Consider the following 15,410-nt stretch of genomic DNA (forward strand, 5'->3'; position numbering starts at 1 on the left):
CATCGCGACACACCTCTGGCCCGCCGTCGGCACCCGGGTGAACACTGCGCCCATGGAGAACGGCGAGCGTGAGCGCACCAACGAACGTTTCGAGAAGGTGGCCGGCGAGACCTCCGAGACCGTCACCCACGCGGCGTCGGTGCTGGAGGAGGAACTCGCGGCGGGGCTGGCCGGCGCCCGGCGGCTCGAGGAGAAGCTGAGCGCGGACCGCAGGGTGGACCCGGAGGCGTTCGACGAACTCGTCGCGCGGGTCCGCACCGACGGGCACGCCCTCATCGACACCGTGGTCGCGCAACTGAAGATGGCCGACGACCAGCGCGGCGAGGTCGTCCGCCGCTACACCTCGGACGCACACGACGCGCTGGACACCGTCCTCAATCTCGCGCGGCTGGCCCCGGACGTGGCCAACGGGCTCGCGGACCGGCTGGCGACGCCGGCCCCGCGCAGCCGGCCGCGGTCGGAGAAGTAGCCGGGCGATGGCGCCGACCACCGGGGTGGCCGGCGGGCACGTGGAACGGGTGCTGGAGCGTTATCGCGGGCTCGCCCTCGGCGCGCTGCTCGACGACCTGCCGTCGGGCGGTCCGCGATACCTCTACGACCTGGTCGCGGAGTATCCGCGCCGGTGGGGCAAGGGGCTGCGGGCCGCGCTCTGCCTCGCCACGTGCCGGGCGTTCGGCGGCGCGGAGGCGGTGGGGCTCAACGCGGCCGTCACCGTGGAACTGTTCCACAACGCCTTCCTCATCCACGACGACATCCAGGACGAGAGCGAGCAGCGGCGCGGGGCGGCGACCCTGCACGCCGAGTACGGCGTCGGCGTCGCCCTGAACGTGGGCAACATGACCAACCTGCTGGCGTTGCAGCGGCTCGCCGTGAACCGGGCGGCGCTCGGTTCCGGGATCGCCTGGCGGCTGTTCGAGGAGACCGAGCTCATGCTGCGCCACTCGCTGGAGGGGCAGGCGATCGAGATCGGCTGGATCCGCGACAACGTGTCCGAGCTGGACGCGGACGACTACTACCGGATGTGCCTGAAGAAGACCTCCTGGTACACGTGCATCTACCCGTGCCGGGCCGGGATCCTCGTCGCCACCGGCCGGCAGAACGCGGTCGACGTGCTGGACCGCTACGGGTGGTACCTGGGCGCGGCGTTCCAGATCCAGGACGACGCGCTCAACCTCGTCGGCGACTACGCCCGCTACGGCAAGGAGATCGCCGGCGACCTCTGGGAGGGCAAGCGGACGCTGATCCTCATCGACTTCATGCGACGGTGCACCGCCGACGAACGCGAGCAGACGCTCGACTTCCTGAGCCGGCGGCGCGGGCAGCGCACCGCGTCCGAGGTGCGCTGGCTACACGGGCGGCTGCTCGCGTACGACTGCGTGGAGTCGGCGCGGCGCAGCGCCCGGGACCTCGCGGAGGCCGCCCGGCGCGAGGGACAGCGGGCGCTGGGCGCGGCGGCCGACACCGAGGACGGCCGCTTCCTGCTCGACCTGACCGACTACGTGGTCGAGCGCCACCGTTAGGGCGCGACCGACCCGCCGACCGGCGTGCCACCGACCGTCAGCACCGCGAGCAGCGCCGGGTGGTCGGTGGCCCCCCGCATGCCCACGGCACGCTGGCAGCAGATCGTGACGCCGCGGCTGGCCACGATCTGCTGCCGGGCGCCGTCGTCGACGCGCACGTGGTCCGGTGGCACGCACGACCGCACGTCCGGGGCGCCGCCCCGGCTCAGGTTGAGGTCGCCGCCGAGCACGGCCGACGCGTAGCCGGCGCCCCGGCGGATCTCCGGCAGCACCGTGTCGAGCAGGTGGGCGCACTGGGCCAGCGCGACGGCGCCGCTGGTGTTCGCCAGGTGGGTCGTGCAGGCGTGCAGCGCGGTCCCGACGCGCAGGCACAGCCAGGCCCGCTCCTCGGGATCCGCGAGGTCCTGCGTCGGGTGGATCCCGCCGCGGACGTCGGGGCGGGCGGCACGCGTGTCGAGCCGGGCGACCAGCCCGATGCCGAACGGCTGCCCGTTGCGGCAGCGGGTGACGGAGCGGCTGGGCCGGTCACCGGCGGCCTGGAACGCCGACCGGACCGTGCCGCGCGGATGGGCGGCGGCGAGGGCGCGCTCCAGCACGGGCAGGTCGTCCCGGCAGATCTCGTTGAGGGTGACCAGGTCCGGCGTCTGGGCGGCGATCACCTCGACGGCCTCGCGCACGGCTCGGCCGGTGTAGCAGCCGGCGCGCCCGCTGTTGCACAGGTTCATCTGGAGCACCCGCAGCGTGGACGGGCCGGTCGCCCCGGCCGTGGACGAGCCGGCGGGCAGGCCGGCCACCACGAGCAGGAACACGACGGCAAGCACCCGGCGGGCCCGCCGGGTGACGCGGGTGGCTGACGGCTCGGAAACGCGGGACTCCGGCGGGGGTGGCGGACTCGGGCGGGATGAGCCGTGATCCTACCGCCGGTCCGGGGCGCGTCGTCGCCGCCGTGCCCCGGCCCGCGGTCAGCCGCCGGGGTGCAGCAGCACCTTGGTCCAGCCCTGGTCGCGTCGGTCGAAGTGCCCGTACGCCTCGGGCGCCTCGTTCAGCGGCAGCTCGTGGGAGACGAGGAACGACGGTCGCGCCCGGCCGGCGATGATGAGGTCGCGAAGTTGCCGGTTGTACCGCATGACCGGGCACTGCCCGGTGCCCATCCGCTGCCCCTTGCTGAAGAAGGTGCCGTACTGCCAGCCGATGCGGCCCTGCTGGGCCTTCTTGTCGGGCGCGCCGGGGTCCTGCGGGACGTAGACGCCGACCACGCCGATCCCGCCGGTCGAGCGGACCACGTCGACGAGGTTGTCCAGCACCAGTTCGGGGTGCTCGTCGCCGGACGGGTCGTGGGCCTGGAAGCCGACGGCCTCCACGCCGCAGTCGGCGCCGACGCCGTCGGTGGCGTCCATGATCTGTCGCACCGGGTCGCCGGCGGCGAAGTTGACCGGGATGCCGCCGATCTTCTCGGCCATGGCGAGGCGGTCGGGCTCCTTGTCCACCACGAAGACGCGGTCGGCGCCCTTGATCAGCGCGCTGTGCGCGGCCATCAGGCCGACCGGGCCGGCGCCGAAGACCGCAACGGTGTCGCCGGGGGCCTGGCCGGCGAGTTCGGTGCCGTGCCAGCCGGTCGGGAAGATGTCCGACAGCATGGTGAAGTCGTTCTCGTGCTCCGTGCCGGGCGGCAGGTGCAGCAGGTTGACGTCGGCGTACGGCACCCGCAGGTACTCGGCCTGGCCGCCGTCGTACGGGCCCATGTTGGCGTAGCCGTAGGCGGCGCCGTCCATCCCCTCCGTCGGGTTGGTGCGCAGGCAGAAGCTGGTCCAGCCGCGCACGCAGTTGCGGCAGGTGCCGCAGGCGATGTTGAACGGCACCGAGACGCGGTCGCCGACCCGGATCCGGGTGACGGCGTCGCCGACGGCCTCGACGACGCCCATGTTCTCGTGGCCGAGGACCTTGCCCTCCTCGACCGAGGTGCGCCCCTCGTACATGTGCAGGTCGGAGCCGCAGATGTTGGTGGTGGTGATGCGCACGACCGCGTCGGTCGGGGCCTGGACGGTGGGGTCGGGCCGGTCCTCGACGGCGACCTCGTGCGGGCCCCGGTACACGAGAGCCTTCATGGCGTACTCCTGGAGGATCGGTGGGTTCGCGGGCGTCCTCCTGCCACCTTTCCACCGTCTCGCCCCGGAAACCGCGGGTAGCGAAAAAGCTGCCGAATAGCGCGTTCCGTCGCGACCCGATCGGGCGGTCGGGTTGGATCGGGTGATGGGTGCGCGCCGTCCCGGGGTCGGGATCGGGATGTTGCGGGGCCCGGGCAGCGGCCCGAACGCGACGTTCGCCGAACTGTTCTTCGACCTGGTCGTGGTGTTCGCGCTGACCCGGCTCGCGGCGCAGGCGGTGCCCGGGCTGTCGGCTCCGGCGCCCGCAGACCGGTGGATGGCGGCGGCTCGGACGCTGCTGCTGTTCCTGCCCCTGACCTGGGCGTGGACGATCACGTCGTACGTGACGGCCCGGTTCGAGCCGCGCCGGATCGGGGTCCGCCTCGCGGTCGTGGTCAGCGCGTTCGGACTGTTCATGATGGCCTCGGCGGTCCCCGCCGCGTTCGACGCCCGCGGCATGATCTTCGCCCTGTCGTACGTCCTGCTCCAGGTCGGCCGCACCGTGGGCTTCGGCCTCCTGCTGGGCGGCCTTCCGCTGCAGCGGCTCTACTTCCGGTCCGGCGCCTGGTACTGCCTGAGCGCGATTCCCTGGTTGTGGGGCGCCACGGTGTCGGAGAGCGCCCGCACCGTGCTGTGGACCGTGGCCGTCGCCATCGACCTCGGCGCGGCCCGGCTCGGTTGGCCGCTCCCCCGACTCGGCCGGGGGCGGGCGGCGGCCTGGGAGACCGGGGGCGCGCATCTGAGCGACCGGTACCGCCAGTTCCTGATGATCGCGCTCGGGGAGGGCGTGATCTCGGTCGGCATCGCCTACACCAACGAGGGGACGCCGGAGGCGGCGCACACGTGCGGGGTGGTCGTGTCGTTCGTGACCACGGTGCTGCTGTGGCGGATCTACTTCTTCCGCTCCGGCGAACTGCTCGGCGAGGCGGTGGACGCGGCCGGCGACCGCGCCGCGTTCGGTCGCTCGGTGGCCTTCGCCCACACCGTCATGATCTTCGGCATCGTGGTGGTCGCGGTCGGCTACGGGCTGGTGCTGGACCACCCGTTCGCGCGGCCGTATCCGGTCTGGCTGGCGGTGGTGCTCGGCGGACCGATGATCTACCTGCTGGGCCGGGCCCGCCTGGAGCGCCTCGTGTTCGACCGCGTGTCCCCGCGCCGACTCCTCGGCGTGGCCTGCCTCGCCCTGCTGGCGGTGCCGGGTCACGCGGCCGGACTGCTGGTCGCCTCGATCGGCGCGGCCCTGGTCCTGCTGCTCGTCGCGGTGCTCGACGCGCGCGCGGCGGTGCGCGTGCCGGAGGAGCACCCGACCCCCGCCTACTGAGGGCGGAGCAGCGCAAGACATCGAGACACGCCTATTGACAAAGGTTGTTTCCGAATTCACGCTCAGAGAGCGCTCTCCCGTCCCCGCCACCACCCCGAGGTGTTCCATGCGTCTCCGAAGAAGACTGCTCGCTGCCGCGTCCGCCCTGCTCGTCGGCGTGGCCGGCGGCCTGCCCCTCGCCCTGCCCGCACACGCGGTCGGCCCGTCCCTGCTACCGGTCACGGTCACCAACACCACCGGGCGCACCGACGCGGTGCACCTCTACGTCATCGGCACCAACCTGACCACCGGCCGGCTCGGGTACGTGACCTCGGCCGGCACGTTCGTGCCCTGGACCGGCGGCCAGATCCCACCGGCGCCCGCGCCCGACGTCTCCATCCCCGGCCCCGCCAACGGCGGCAGCACCACCATCCGGTTCCCGCGCGGATTCTCCGGTCGGGTCTACTTCGCGCTCGGGCAGAAGCTGACCTTCCTCCTCACCCCCGACGGGCTCGTCCAGCCCGCCCCGTGGGCGGCCGGCGACGCCAACCGCGACGTCCTCTTCGACTGGAGCGAGTTCACCTACAACGACTCCGGCCTGTGGCTGAACAGCTCGCAGGTCGACATGTTCGCCGTGCCGCACGCGGTGACGGTGACCGGCGCCAGCGGCGTCACCCGACGCACCGGCGACGTGGTGGCCAACGGACGCGACGCCGTCATCGACGGGATCCGGGCGCAGTCGGGCTGGGCCAACACCGTCCAGACCCGCCCGGACGGCACCGTGCTGCGCGTGCTGGCCCCGGGCAAGGCGGCCGGCGCCGGGCTGCTCAGTGCCACCTACCTGGACTCGTACATCGCCGCGGCGTGGAACGCGTACACCACGAGGACGCTGACCGTGGCGCCCTTCACCGACCAGCCGGCCGTCCGCTACTACGGCCGGACCTCCGGCACCACCATGACCTTCACCAACGGCAGCGGCCAGGTGGTCGCCTCGTTCCGCCGGCCCTCCTCGGCCAGCGTCTGGGGCTGCGACGGCGACCTGCCCGCGCCGAACGACCAGGTCGTCGGCCCGATCTCGCGGACGCTCTGCGCCGCGCTCAACCGCGGCACCCTCGGCACCGTCGACACCCAGCCCAGCACCGACGCGGCCGCCTTCTACCGCAACAGCCCCACCAACCAGTACGCCCGCCTGATCCACGCCAACATGGCCGACGGCAGGGCGTACGCGTTCGCCTTCGACGACGTCGGCGGCTTCGAGTCGCTGGTGCACGACGGCGATCCCCACTCCGCCGGACTGATCCTCAGCCCGTTCGGCGCGGGCGGGACCGGCACCCCGACCAGCGCACTCGTCAGCAACCTGAACAACAAGTGCGTCGACGTGCCCGGCTCGAACTTCGTCGACCGCGCCCCGCTGCAGATGTGGACCTGCAACAACACCAACGCGCAGCGGTGGACGTTCAGCGGGGCCACCCTGCGCAGCCAGAACGGCAAGTGCATGGACGTCGACGGCGGCTCGACCGCCAACGGGGCCACGGTGCAGCTCTACACCTGCAACGGCACCGGCGCCCAGCGGTTCACCCTCACCGCGGCCGGCGACCTTATCAACCCGCAGGCGAACAAGTGCGTCGACATCAAGGACCGCAACACGGGCGACGGCGCGCGGCTGCAGCTGTGGGACTGCTCGGGCACCCCCAACCAGAAGTGGCGCCGGGGGTGAGCGCCGGCCGCCCGCACCACCGGACCTGACCCCTCGGGCCGGACGCGCCGAGCCGCCGGGACGTACGATCGATGGAGTTCGACGTGTCGGCGGCGGCGAAGGGCGGTTTCCAGGATGGGGCCGGACGAGCGGGAACGACTCTTCGACCGGGCGCGCGAGTGCTCGACCGCGCGCGCGTCCTGGTCGGAGGCGGACCGGTTGTGGACCGACGTCGTCGCCGCCTACCGGGACGCGGTACGCGGTCCCGGCCGGGTGGATCCGCACGACCGGCGGCAACTGGCCCGGGCGCTCTGGCGACACGGCATGCTCCTGGCCGCGCGCGGCCGAGCGGCCGAAGGGCTGACCCCGGGCCGCGAGGCGGTCGCCCTCTTCGAGGAGCTGAACGACGCCGCCCGCGACGCGACCGGCCCGCAGCGGGACGAGGCGCTGGCCGAGCTGATCACGGCGGTGCTGGACCTCGCCGAGACCGCCTACGCCGCCGGGCAGCCCACCCTGCGGATGGACCTGCTCGACCGGGCGGTGCAGGTGGGGCTGCACACCGCCGGCCCGCCCCCGGCCGCCGGACCCCGCACGCGCGAGGCGATGGGGACGGCATACCACAACCAGGCGACCGCGTTGCTGGAGCGGGCCCGGACCGGCCCGTCGCCGGACACGGACGCCCAGGCGGCGGCGCTCGCCGCGTCCCGGGCCTGCGAGCTGCGGCAGCGCCTGCTCGACCCGAGCCGCCCGCTCAGCCTCTGGGAGATGGCCAACACCTACGGCCTGTACGCGCTGTGCCTGGTCACCATCGGCGACGTCGACCGCGCCCGGATGGTGCTCGACCTGGGCAACCGGTTCGTGGCGGTGCTCGGGCCGGCGGGCGAGCAACCGGCGACCAAGCTGCGCGCCGCGGCCGCGATGCTCGCCCAGCGCCAGGGGCCGTCCCGCGGTGGCCGCCGGCGGTTCAGTCCACCCTGGTGAGCAGCGGCTTGCCCTTCTCCACCACGTAGGTGGCGAGTTCGACGGCGACGCCGGGCCCGACGTTGCGGGCCTGATGGTGCACGCCGTACCCGACGGTGAGGGCGTCACCCGCGTGGCACACGACCGGTGGCCGGCCGTCGAGCCGATACTCCAGCGCCCCCTGGAGCACGTAGATGATCTCTTCACCCGGGTGGAAGTGCGTGAACGGCGGCGAGTCCGGCGTGAACTCCACCCGGGTCTGCACGACCTCACGCCCCGGCACGCTCAGGTCGTGGCGTTGCAGGTCGACGCGCCACAGTCCCGGCGCCGCCTCGACCGCGGCCGGACTGATACCGTCCGGTCGACCCGTCCCACCCATCGTGCCCTCCCGACCGTGCCCCGCCGCGCCGACCGTCGTCCTGATCGAACGATAGGCGGCCCGGGGCAGCCCGGGACGGGAACGACGGAACCGCCGGACGGTTCGTCAGTGCGCGACCACGACCACCGGCGCCGGCTCCAGGTCGGCCAGCCGGGCCGGCCGGACGACCAGCAGCAGCACCGCCAGCGCCGCCACCATGCCACCGGCCACCACCAGGGCCATCGCCACCGCGCCGGTGCCCAGCACGCCCACCAGCGGCGCGGCCACCGCGCCCACGCCGAACTGCACGGCGCCGAGCAGGGCCGAGGCGGTGCCGGCCGCCTCGCCGTGCCGGGACAGCGCCAGCGCCGGGGCGTTCGGCATCGCCAGACCCGCCGCCGCCAGCACCACCCACAACGACACCAGCAGGGCGGGCAGCCCACCGAGACCGGTCGCCGCGAAGGCCACCAGCGCCAGCCCCGCCAGGGTCCCCACGCCCAGCGAGGCGACGAGGATCCGCTGCGGCGACCAGCGGCGCAGCAGCCGGACGTTGTACTGGGTGGCGCCGATCAGGCCCACCGCGCCAGCCCCGAACGCCAGCCCGAACTGCTGCTCGTCGAGCCCGTATTCCTGTTGCAGGACGAACGACGAGCCGGCCACGTACGCGAACAGGGCCGCCATGGCCAGGCCGGCGACCAGGACCAGGCCCACGAAGACACGGTCGCGCAGCAACGAGCCGTACAGGCCCACGGTGGCGACGACGCCGCCGCGACGACGGCGCGCGGGTGGCAGCGTCTCCGGCAGGCCGAGCGCGGCCACCGCGACGAGCAGCACGCCGAAGACGGCCAGGGTCACGAAGACACCACGCCAGTCCGTCCACCGCAGCACGCCACCGCCGAGGGTCGGGGCGAGAACCGGCGCCGCCCCCATCACCAGCAGCAGCCGCGAGAGCAGGGTGGCGAAGGCCCGGCCGCTGAACAGGTCCCGGACCACCGCCATCGCCACCACCGTGGTGGCGGCGACGCCGAGGCCCTGCACCACCCGCAGGACGCCGAGGACGGCGATGTCGGGCGCCACGACGCAGAGCGCCGACGCCACGACGTGCAGCGCCAGGCCGGCGACCAGCGGTGCACGCCGGCCGACGGCGTCCGAGAGCGGCCCGATCAGGAGCTGACCGAGGGCGAGGCCGGCGAGCGTGCCGGTGAGCGTCAACTGGACCGCCGCCGAGGAGGTCGCGAAGTCGGCGACGATCGCGGGCAGCGCGGGCAGGTACATGTCGATCGTCAGCGGACCGATCGCGATCAGCGAGCCGAGGACCAGCACGAGCCGCAGCCGCTGCCCTCGGCTCATCAGGTCACCGGGCGTGGAGGCGGGAGTCGTCCCGGCGGGGAGGACATCGGTCATCGGAGGACCTCCACCCGGTCAGGACACGACGAGGCGGAGGACGGTGCGACAGTCACACCTGGGTTCAAATCCTCGTCACCCGGGCTGATTCCCCCTCCGCCCAGAGGTAACGGGCGTCACACCCGGTGGAGCTGACAGCGCCGGCGCGGTTTCCGAGGAGGCGCATCTCCGACGTGTCACAACGCCGTCACAAAGAGTGATCACCCCCCGCATCGATGGTTGCCTTTTCCTGTCCGGCGACGTCACTGCCGGCTAGTGAATGGAGCGGCGATGGGGCTCTTTGCGCGAACACGCGGGGCGACCCGCAGACTGACCGGTGTCACGGCGCTGGCGGTGCTGATCACGGTGGGTGGATCCGCCGCGACGGCGAACGCGGCACCCTCGGCCACGAGCCTGAAGGCGTGGCAGACGGAGATCACCGCCGTCCCGCACCCGGCGGCGAAGGGATGCTTCACCGCCGACTATCCCCGACTGGCGTGGCAGCGGGCCACCTGCGCCTCCGCGCCGGCGATCCCGATGACGCCCAAGCGCAGCATCCGCCCACTGGTGGTGGGCAACGGCAACGACATCTCCGCCCAGGCGCCGAGCGGGTTCATCTCCGAGTCGTCCGGCACCTTCGAGAACATCGTCAACGTGACGAGCGAGAGTTCGCCCATCGCCAACGCCGGGCCGCCCGTGGCGAACGCCTACACCCTCCAGATCAACACCGACTTCTTCGCCAGCACGGCCTGCGCCGGGTCGCCCAACGCCGGGTGCCGGGGCTGGCAGCAGTTCGTCTACGCCAACAACGGCTCCAGCGGCCAGGTGTTCATCCAGTACTGGCTCCTGCAGTACAACGCGGCCTGCCCGGCCGGCGGCTGGACCCAGTTCTCGTTCACCGGCGACCCCGACATCTACTGCTACCGCAACAGCCCGGGCGCGGCCGCCGTGCCCAACCAGCCGATCACCAACCTCGGGGCGCTGCGGCTGACCGGCACGGTGAACGCGACCAGTGACAGCGCCACCCTGTTCGTGGGCGCCACCGCCTACACCGCGGCGGGTTCCAACTCCGTCAACGCGGCGGCCGGCTGGACCACGTCCGAGTTCAACGTGTTCGGCTACGGCGGCAACAGCGACGGCGGAGGCGCGGCAACCTTCAACGCCGGCGCGTCGCTGAACGTCCGGACGAGGATCACCTACGGGGGCACCGCCGCCCCGATCTGCGTGGCCCAGGGCTTCACCGGCGAGACCAACAACCTGAACTTCGGCTCGCCCGCGCCGGCCGCCACCGCGCCCGGCCCGGCCGTGGTCTTCGTGGAGAACACCGCCGGCGGCGCGGCGACCAACTGCGCGGCGGCCTCCGTCATCGGCGACACCCACCAGCACACGTTCGCCGGCCTGCTGTACGACTTCCAGGCCTCCGGCGACTTCGTCGAGGCGCAGGCCGGCAGCGGCTTCGAGGTGCAGACCCGCAAGGCGTCCGGCGCGCCCACCTGGCCCAACGCCTCGGTCGACCGCTCGGTCGCCACGCGGATGGGCAGCACCAAGGTGGCGCTCTGCGACGGCAAGAGCCTCGTCGTGGACGGCCGGACCAGGGACCTCCCGTCCGACGGCGCGCTGCATCTGCCCTCGGGCGTGGACATCCACCGGATCGGCAACGTGTACGTGGTGACCGACTCCAGCGGCAACAGCATCCGGGTGACGGTCAACAGCGGCTACATCGACGTGGCGGTCGGCCTCGGCACGTACCCGACCCCGGTGGTCGGCCTGCTCGGCAACCCCGACGGCGATCCGAAGCGCCTCGCCGCCAAGGACGGCACCCAGTTCGCCGTCCCGCTCTCCTTCGACGACCTCTACCAGCGTTTCGGCGCCAGCTGGCGGGTCGCCCCGATCCGTACCCTGCTGGCGCCCTGCGGCGCGGTCGCCTCCGGCAACCCGTCCGCGCCGTTCTTCGCCCGGGATCTCGACGAGGAGCTCCGCAAGCGGGCCGAGGCCACCTGCCTCCAGTACAAGGTGCGGCAGGAGTGGCTCGACGCCTGCACCCTGGACGTCGCGGTGGTCGGCGGCCGGGCCGCCCTGACGTACGTCGGCCTGGTGCCGCCGGTCGTCAACGGCAACCGGTGACAGTGACGCCGGGAGCGGTCCGCACGCGGCGGTCCGCTCCCGGCGCCCTCCAGGAGGTCGATGATCGTCTCGTCCGCCGACTCAGACGATCCGGAGGTTGGCCATCATGCCCATCGCGCTGTGGTCGACCATGTGGCAGTGGTACGGGTAGACGCCGCGCCAGGTGTCGAAGGTGGCCTGGAGCCGGACGCTCTGCCCCGGCCAGACGATCACGGTGTCCTTCAGGCCGGACTCGGTGGGATCGGGCGGCGCGCCGTTGCGGTCCAGCACCCGGAACTGCACCAGGTGCAGGTGGAAGTTGTGCGGCATGAGGGTGTTGGCGTTCGTCACCGTCCACTCCTCGGTGCTGCCCCAGGCCACGGTCGTGTCGATCCGGGCCGGGTCGAAGACCTTCCCGTCGATGTACGCCCGGTGCCCGCCGGACCCCGCCTCGTCCATCCGCAGCTCGACGCTGCGGCGCACGGTCGGGGTCGGCGGCGCGGGCAGGGTACGCAGCCGCTGCGGCACCGAGGTGCGGTCCCGTCCCCGCGCCGGTACGACGTCGAAGCGCATCACGTGGCCCACCTGCTCGGCCGGGCCCGGCCCCAGCATGTTCTGCAGCACCACGGAGGTGCCCGGTTGGTAGCGGGCGAAGTCGACCACCACGTCGAGCCGCTCGCCGGGCGAGAACAGCAGGTACGGCATGGTCACCGGCGCCTCCAGCAGCCCGCCGTCGGAGCCGATCACCGTGATGTCCCCGCCGTCGGCCAGGCGGAGCAGGAAGAACCGCAGGTTGCTGGCGTTGACCAGGCGGAAGCGGTATCGCCGGGCCTGCACCTCGAAGCGCGGCCACGGCCGCCCGTTGACCAGCAGGGTGGTGCGGTTGTCGGCGTCGTCCATGGTCCAGACCAGCTGGGCGTTCGCGTCCAGATGGGCGTCACGCAGCACCAGCGGCACGTCGAACTGGCCGGCGGGCAGCGGAAGCGCCGCCTCGGTGCGGTCGGTGAGCAGGTAGAGGCTGGACAGGCCCCGGTAGAGGTGCTCGGCCTCCATGTGGTGGGTGTGGTCGTGCATCCAGAGCGTGGCGTGCGGCTGCCGGTTCGGATAGGTGTAGACGCGCTCGCCACCGGGTGGGATCGTCGCGTCGCCCGAGCCGTCGTCCTCGGGGGCGGTGGCGCCGCCGTGCAGGTGCACCGCCGTGGGCATGGCGAGCCGGTTGCGCTGGCGTACCACCACCCGGCGGCCGGACCGGGCGCGGATGGTCGGGCCGGGCAGGTCGCCGTTGTAGGTGAACACCTCGGTGCGGGTGCCCGGCACGATCTCCAGCCGCCTCCGGTGCATGGTGACCGAGTAGTAGTCCGTGGTGGCGGTCCGCAGCACCGGGCGCAGCGTCTGCGGCACGGTCAACGGGACGGTGAACGGGGTGACGGGCGCGGCGGTCGGCGCGGCGGCCTCCGCCGTGGCGGGGGTCGCGCCCAGCTGTCCGGCGAGGCCGGCCAGGCCGCCGGTCGCCCCGACGATGCCCGACGCCGCGCCGAGGCGCAGCAGTTGACGACGAGTCGACACGGTAGTTCCTTCCACCGACGGTGAGTGTGCGAGATCCGGCAGCCGCCACCGGGCGGTCGTCGCAGGCCGATGATGCCGGGCGTCCCGACGTGGGAGGACCCCTATCGACCGCACAATCGACCGGGCATTCCCCCTGTCCGGAGGCGTCGGGGCAGGTGTGGCGGGGTAGGTACGGCCGGTATGGCCGACGCTGCGCTGCTGGACCTCGACGCCGACTACCAGGTACGTGACGGATACGACGACGATCCGGTGCTGCTGCTGCCCGACGGCCGCCCGGTGGAGACCTGGCGCGACGGCTACCCCTACGACGAGCGTCTCGACCGGGAGGCGTACGACCGGGAGAAGCGCCTGCTGCAGATCGAGCTGCTCAAGCTCCAGGACTGGGTGAAGGACACCGGCGAGCGGATGGTGATCCTCTTCGAGGGTCGCGACGCCGCCGGCAAGGGCGGCACGATCAAACGCTTCATGGAGCACCTCAACCCGCGGGGAGCCGGCGTCGTCGCCCTGGAGAAGCCGGACGAGCGGGAGGCCGGCCAGTGGTACTTCCAGCGCTGGCTCGCGCACCTGCCGGCGGCCGGGGAGATCGTGCTGTTCGACCGGTCCTGGTACAACCGGGCCGGCGTGGAGCGGGTGATGGGCTTCTGCTCCCGCAAGGAGTATCTGGAGTTCCTGCGGCAGGCCCCGGACCTGGAGCGGATGCTGGTCCGCTCCGGCATCCGGCTGGTCAAGTTCTGGTTCTCGGTCTCCCGCAACGAGCAACGCACCCGCTTCGTCATCCGCAAGGTCGACCCGGTGCGCCAGTGGAAGCTCTCCCCGATGGACCTGGCCTCCCTCGACCGCTGGGACGACTACACCGAGGCCAAGGAGGCGATGTTCTTCTGGACCGACACCGCCGACGCCCCGTGGACCGTGGTGAAGAGCAACGACAAGAAGCGGGCCCGGCTGGCGGCGATGCGCCACGTGCTGCACCGCTTCGACTACGCCGGCAAGGACGCCTCGGTCGTCGGCGTACCCGATCCGCGGATCATCGGGCCCGCCGGGCTCGACCTCGACCCGGAGGACCAGCCGGTGCCGGTCTTCCCCCGCCCCTGACCGTCGTGCGCGACCACGGACGGCGTGGCCCGACCGCTCGGCCGTCCGGGCCGGTCGTTCGCCGCCTGGGCCCACGACGCGGCGCTCGCCGGGACGTGGCGTGCGTCCGGCAGGACGCCGGTGTGAGGCCGGCCCCGGCCACGAGGAACGTCAGCCCCACCCGTTGACGCGAAGTGGTCAGACTCGCGAGGCGACCGCGAGCCGTCCGATCCGCGCCCGGAGCGTCCGGTGGTCCCGGATCAACCGGTCCCACCCCAACCGGCGCAGCGCCTGTGCACGCCCGGGCGGACCCGCGGCGACAGCCGACCGGGCCGCCGCGGGCCGCTCCGGGTCACCGGTGTCGGGCGGTGACGAGCTCGGTACGGCGGCGGTGTCGCCAGTACATCTGCCGGTACACGCCGTCGGGGAACTCCGGCTGCCACGGCTTCACCGGGCCGGCGAAGTGGATGAGCGACGCGTCGGTGACGCTCCCGCCGACGCGCGGGTCGAGTCGCCACGCCATCATGTGGTTCCAGCGCTTGGGCATCCGCGTCCACCGACCGTAGACGGCGTGGTTGAGGGCGTCCTGGTCCGGGAAGCGCGACTCGTCCGCGTGGCGGGCGACGTAGTCGAGCGCCTTGGCGGTGACGTCGAGCGCCTTCCACCGCGGCACGTCGATGAGCAGCACCCCGGAGTTGAGGTACGGGGCCTGGGCGTCGAGGTCGTGGTAGCGGCCGTAGATGCCCGGCAGGCCGCCGGTGTCGATGAGCCGGCGGGTGAACGCGTCCCGGACCGCGCCCAGTGGCGCGCCGGCCAGGTCGAGGTCACGAAGCTCCGCGAGCGAGCCGGTGCAGAGCACGTCCGAGTCGAGATAGACCAGCCGGTGGACGTCGGGCGGCAGGGCGTGCGGGATCAGCAGCCGCAGGTACATGGCGGCCGAGAGATAGCTCAGGTGGGGTTCGCGGGAGCCGGGCAGGCGGATCGGGGGCGGGTCCACCGTCAGGAAGGAGACGGTGGCGTGCCCGGCCGCCCGGGTCAGGGCGGCCCGGCTCCGCTCGGTGACGTCGTCGCCCGCGGCGAACCAGAACCGCAACGGTTCCGCCGGCATGTGGGCGACCACGGTGGACACCACGACGGCGGCGTGGGGGGCGTAGGTGGCATCGAAGGCCAGTGCGCAGTCCAGAACTACCTCCTCCGTCGAACATGGACGCACACAAATTTATAACGATGTAGAAGGGGATGACAACCAGCCCGGTCACGGGCCCGCACCTCTGCGTGGTCGCTCCCGTCCCGGCCCGTCCTGGCCGGA

13 protein-coding genes are annotated in these 15,410 nt (G+C 72.8%); 7 read left to right on the forward strand and 6 right to left on the reverse strand.

The genetic code is table 11. From position 1 onward, the window contains the following. Positions 1–52 precede the first annotated feature (52 nt). Positions 53–469: a hypothetical protein gene (locus tag O7600_RS07215; RefSeq protein ID WP_091573819.1), complete on the forward strand. Its 417-nt coding sequence runs from the start codon at positions 53–55 to the stop codon at positions 467–469. Positions 470–476: 7 nt separating this feature from the next. After that, positions 477–1,520: a polyprenyl synthetase family protein gene (locus O7600_RS07220; protein ID WP_281592907.1), complete on the forward strand. Its 1,044-nt coding sequence runs from the start codon at positions 477–479 to the stop codon at positions 1,518–1,520. On the opposite strand, the gene O7600_RS07225 is transcribed toward O7600_RS07220, so the two are convergent. Together O7600_RS07225 and O7600_RS07230 are read right to left on the reverse strand one after the other, a co-directional pair. Beyond that, positions 1,517–2,329, reverse strand: coding sequence for an endonuclease/exonuclease/phosphatase family protein (locus O7600_RS07225; RefSeq protein ID WP_281592908.1), 813 nt, complete (start codon positions 2,327–2,329; stop codon positions 1,517–1,519). The two genes, O7600_RS07220 and O7600_RS07225, sit on opposite strands and share 4 nt — an antisense overlap. A 153-nt stretch (positions 2,330–2,482) precedes the next feature. Next, positions 2,483–3,625 carry a glutathione-independent formaldehyde dehydrogenase gene (locus O7600_RS07230; protein WP_281592909.1) on the reverse strand — a complete coding sequence of 381 codons (1,143 nt, stop codon included), beginning with the start codon at positions 3,623–3,625 and terminating at the stop codon, positions 2,483–2,485. 145 nt (positions 3,626–3,770) lie between these two features. On the opposite strand from O7600_RS07230, the gene O7600_RS07235 reads away from it, so the two are divergent. The 3 genes from O7600_RS07235 (at position 3,771) to O7600_RS07245 (ending at position 7,641) form a co-directional block, all read left to right on the forward strand. Next, complete coding sequence (locus tag O7600_RS07235) at positions 3,771–4,985, forward strand: low temperature requirement protein A (protein WP_281592910.1); 1,215 nt, start codon at positions 3,771–3,773, stop codon at positions 4,983–4,985. A gap of 106 nt (positions 4,986–5,091) precedes the next feature. Beyond that, a complete protein-coding gene (locus tag O7600_RS07240; protein ID WP_281592911.1) occupies positions 5,092–6,681 on the forward strand; it encodes a beta-1,3-glucanase family protein in 1,590 nt (529 codons plus the stop codon). Positions 6,682–6,795: 114 nt separating this feature from the next. Continuing rightward, the gene (locus O7600_RS07245; protein WP_281592912.1) at positions 6,796–7,641 is read left to right on the forward strand and encodes a hypothetical protein; all 846 of its coding nucleotides are present in this window, start codon (positions 6,796–6,798) and stop codon (positions 7,639–7,641) included. Here O7600_RS07245 and O7600_RS07250 read toward each other — a convergent pair. Together O7600_RS07250 and O7600_RS07255 are read right to left on the reverse strand one after the other, a co-directional pair. Next, complete coding sequence (locus tag O7600_RS07250; protein ID WP_281592913.1) at positions 7,625–7,999, reverse strand: cupin domain-containing protein; 375 nt, start codon at positions 7,997–7,999, stop codon at positions 7,625–7,627. The genes O7600_RS07245 and O7600_RS07250 overlap by 17 nt on opposite strands. A gap of 105 nt (positions 8,000–8,104) precedes the next feature. Beyond that, positions 8,105–9,328, reverse strand: coding sequence for a multidrug effflux MFS transporter (locus O7600_RS07255; protein ID WP_281594084.1), 1,224 nt, complete (start codon positions 9,326–9,328; stop codon positions 8,105–8,107). Between the two features lie 324 nt (positions 9,329–9,652). On the opposite strand from O7600_RS07255, the gene O7600_RS07260 reads away from it, so the two are divergent. Beyond that, a complete protein-coding gene (locus O7600_RS07260; protein WP_281592914.1) occupies positions 9,653–11,485 on the forward strand; it encodes a VWD domain-containing protein in 1,833 nt (610 codons plus the stop codon). 81 nt (positions 11,486–11,566) lie between these two features. Here the strand turns inward: O7600_RS07260 and O7600_RS07265 are convergent, their stop codons facing one another. Next, complete coding sequence (locus tag O7600_RS07265) at positions 11,567–13,030, reverse strand: multicopper oxidase domain-containing protein (RefSeq protein ID WP_281592915.1); 1,464 nt, start codon at positions 13,028–13,030, stop codon at positions 11,567–11,569. Positions 13,031–13,210: 180 nt separating this feature from the next. Here O7600_RS07265 and ppk2 point away from each other — a divergent pair, with 180 nt between their 5' ends. Next, entirely contained in the window at positions 13,211–14,122 is a 912-nt protein-coding gene (gene ppk2, locus O7600_RS07270) for a polyphosphate kinase 2 (RefSeq protein ID WP_281592916.1), read from the forward strand. A gap of 331 nt (positions 14,123–14,453) precedes the next feature. Here ppk2 and O7600_RS07275 read toward each other — a convergent pair whose 3' ends face one another. Further along, positions 14,454–15,314 (reverse strand): glycosyltransferase family 8 protein, encoded by an 861-nt coding sequence (locus O7600_RS07275; RefSeq protein WP_281592917.1) that lies wholly within the window; start codon positions 15,312–15,314, stop codon positions 14,454–14,456. Positions 15,315–15,410: the final 96 nt, after the last annotated feature.

It is taken from the genome of Micromonospora sp. WMMA1998 (assembly GCF_027497375.1).
Classification (GTDB): domain Bacteria; phylum Actinomycetota; class Actinomycetes; order Mycobacteriales; family Micromonosporaceae; genus Micromonospora; species Micromonospora sediminicola.

Coding starts and splice junctions, on each gene's coding strand:
- O7600_RS07215 (WP_091573819.1), top strand. CDS start 53: ATGGAGAACGGCGAGCGTGAGCGCACCAACGAACGTTTCGAGAAGGTG.
- O7600_RS07220 (WP_281592907.1), top strand. CDS start 477: ATGGCGCCGACCACCGGGGTGGCCGGCGGGCACGTGGAACGGGTGCTG.
- O7600_RS07230 (WP_281592909.1), bottom strand. CDS start 3,625: ATGAAGGCTCTCGTGTACCGGGGCCCGCACGAGGTCGCCGTCGAGGAC.
- O7600_RS07235 (WP_281592910.1), top strand. CDS start 3,771: ATGGGTGCGCGCCGTCCCGGGGTCGGGATCGGGATGTTGCGGGGCCCG.
- O7600_RS07240 (WP_281592911.1), top strand. CDS start 5,092: ATGCGTCTCCGAAGAAGACTGCTCGCTGCCGCGTCCGCCCTGCTCGTC.
- O7600_RS07245 (WP_281592912.1), top strand. CDS start 6,796: ATGGGGCCGGACGAGCGGGAACGACTCTTCGACCGGGCGCGCGAGTGC.
- O7600_RS07250 (WP_281592913.1), bottom strand. CDS start 7,999: ATGGGTGGGACGGGTCGACCGGACGGTATCAGTCCGGCCGCGGTCGAG.
- O7600_RS07255 (WP_281594084.1), bottom strand. CDS start 9,328: ATGAGCCGAGGGCAGCGGCTGCGGCTCGTGCTGGTCCTCGGCTCGCTG.
- O7600_RS07260 (WP_281592914.1), top strand. CDS start 9,653: ATGGGGCTCTTTGCGCGAACACGCGGGGCGACCCGCAGACTGACCGGT.
- ppk2 (WP_281592916.1), top strand. CDS start 13,211: ATGGCCGACGCTGCGCTGCTGGACCTCGACGCCGACTACCAGGTACGT.